Origin of the sequence: Actinotalea ferrariae (assembly GCF_019733465.1) — a bacterium.
Classification (GTDB): Bacteria; Actinomycetota; Actinomycetes; order Actinomycetales; family Cellulomonadaceae; genus Actinotalea; species Actinotalea ferrariae_A.
Map to the genome: position 1 here is coordinate 1 of NZ_JACVQL010000335.1, position 2625 is coordinate 2625.

The 2625-nt window shown below is 77.0% G+C and carries 2 protein-coding genes; both read right to left on the reverse strand.

What is annotated here, in order from left to right; all coding sequences use genetic code 11:
* Window positions 1–825 (reverse strand): UbiA family prenyltransferase (locus tag ICW40_RS19210; protein ID WP_221655593.1); only part of this gene is annotated, 825 nt, incomplete at its 3' end.
* Window positions 822–2625, reverse strand: a 1804-nt coding sequence (locus tag ICW40_RS19215; RefSeq protein WP_221655594.1) for a hypothetical protein, incomplete at its 5' end; no start/stop codon positions are given. The genes ICW40_RS19215 and ICW40_RS19210, both read right to left, overlap by 4 nt.

The following is a 2625-nucleotide window of genomic DNA, read 5'->3' on the forward strand; positions in this document are numbered from 1 at the left end:
GAGCCCCGCCGTCCATGCCCGCGCCCGACCCGCGGCGGTGAGCGCGCCGACGAGCGCCACACCGGCCAGCGCCCCGCCGCCGAGCACCAGGGCGACCCGCCCCGGCGACGCACCACCGCCCGCGGCGAGCGCGCCGAGCACCAGCGCGACCGTCAGCACGTGCAGCGCGACGCCGTAGACGCGCAGCGCGGTGGTGAGCCGCACCCCGTCCTCCTCGGCGCGCGCACCGAGCAGCAGCGCCGTCGTGCGGGCCCCGTGGCGCTGGTCGTTGGGGACGTCCCGGCCGGCGCCCACGACGCCGTTGACCAGGAGGATCTGGGCGACCACCGCGGCGCCGAGCCAGGCGGTGAGCACGGTCGCGCCGCCGGCCGACGCCGCGCCCGCCCACACGAGCGCGGCCCAGCCCAGGCCCTGGACGGCGTCCGTGAGCGGCGGGAAGGCGCAGCGCTTGCCCCACACGTCGTACGCGGCGAGCAGGGCCAGGCCGGCCGCCATGGCGAGGACCGCCTCGAGGCTCGTCAGCAGCACGAGCGCGACCACCGCGGCGCCGGAAGAGACGGCGAGCGCCGCTCGCGGGCTCACCGTGCCGAGCACCAGCGGGCTCGTCGCGCGTCGCGGCTCGGTGCGGTCGAGCGGGAGGTCGAGCAGGTCGTTCCACACGTACACGGCGACGTGGAACGCCGTCGCGACGACCAGGACGCGCGCGACCGTGGGCCAGGACGCGCCGTCGTGCGCCGAGGCGACCCCGAGCAGCGCGAACGCCCACGTCACGCCGAGGACGGACCCGCGGACGAGCCGCGCCGCCGTGCCGAGCCCCGACCTCACGGCTGCGTCCAGCGGATGAGCTCGTACTCGGCCTCGCGCAGCATCGTCAGCCCCGCGTCGGTGTAACGGCGGGCCCAGTCCTTCGGGCTGCGCGCCTCCAGGAAGATCTCGAAGACGGACATGCACAGCCCGGTGCGCATCCTCGGGTAGTGCAGCGACTGGTGGACGCCGTTCGCGTACATCCCCAGCAGCTCGAGGTACCGCTCGGCGCCCGGCACGTCGACGCTTCCCGAGACCGCGTCGAGCACGCCGCGCTCGCCCCGCGCGAGGAGCCACGCGCGCGTGCGCACCGGGTGCACGGCGGCCATGAGGGCAAGGGCGGGCACCGCGTCGGCGAGCGGCAGCGTGCCGTCGTCGTCGAACGCGCCGAACGCGCCGAGCGCCGCGTCCGGGTGGTAGACGCCGACGACGCCGAGGGCCGTCAGGCAGCACGTCCGTCTCGGGTCGGACGCGTCGGCCGTGCCCGCGAGGACCTCCGCGTGCACGGTCGGCGGGAGGCCGGCCCGGGCGTACGCGAGCCCGAGCGGGACGAGGGAGACGTGGAGCCCCCGCAGCGGTCCGGCCTCGTCGGCGTCCTGCTCGGGCTCGGCCAGGACCGCGCGCGTGAGGTCCTCGAGCAGCGGGACCCAGCGGTCGGGTGCCTCGGGCAGCACGACGGCGTGCGCGAGCAGCAGCCAGCGGCGCGCCCGCGCGTCCGCCCCGAGGGAGCCGTCGGCCAGTCGGCGCACGAGACGCTCGACAGCCGCGTAGGCGTCGGCCCCGGCGGACGGGTCCGTGGCGTGCACCCCGATCACCAGCGCCGCGAGGATCCGGAACAACGTGACGTCGGAGGCGAGGAGCTCGCGCAGCTCGCTCTCGAGCTCGTCGAGCGGCACGACCGGGTCCAGCGCGCCCACCACGCGATGCGCCGCCTCCGCGCCCGGCGTGCGCGGGCCCATCGCGGCGTCGCCGTCGTCGGTGCTGAACAGGCTCTGGATCCGCCGCGAGAGCACGTGCACGATCGCGGGCTGGACGAGCACGCGCTCCGCGAGGCCCGGGTCCTTGGTGAGGCCGAGGCGGTCCACGAGGAGCGCCTTCCACAGGTCGCTCGTGAGCCGGGCGACGTCAGGGTCGCTGCAGCCGTTGACGTAGTTCGTCACGGTCACGCGGCCGAAGAGCTCGGCGACGGCGAAGGACGCCGGCAGGGCGCCGGGGCGCAGGCTCACGTCGGCGACGAGGGCGCCGAGCACGGAGCGGATGAGGTGCTGCGGGTCCGCGGTGCCGTTCGCGTGCAGCGCGAAGGCGGCCGCGCGGCCGAGCTCGTCGGGCGGCTCGTCGCCGCGCACGACCCGCTTGACCAGCCCGGTCCAGCCGACGTCGGCGTCTCTGCGCGGGGTCGTGACGATGGCGCGGAAGGCGGCCGCCTGGTCCTCGGGCGTCAGGAGGCACGTCGCGTGCAGCGCGATCGCGCGCAGCTCGCGCTCACCGCCGGTGGCCAGGTGCACGAGGAACTCGCGCGCCGCCGTCGGCCGGTTCGCGACGTACGCGGTGAGCACCTCGAAGACCGCGCCCCGCAGGACCGGCACGTCCGTCGCGGCGAGCACGCGCACGAGCCGCTCGACGGCGGCACCGTCCCCACGCGCGACGAGCTCGCCCAGCACGTCGCGGTACGGCAGGCCGACGAGCACCGGGTCGGTGACCGACGCCGCGAGCGCCTGCGCCCAGGCCGGCGTGACGACGCGGGCCACGAGCCGGTCGCCGAGCGCCTCGTCCGCACCGCCCGCGGCGCGCAGCTGCGCGAGGTGCCAGGGCGCGTGGACC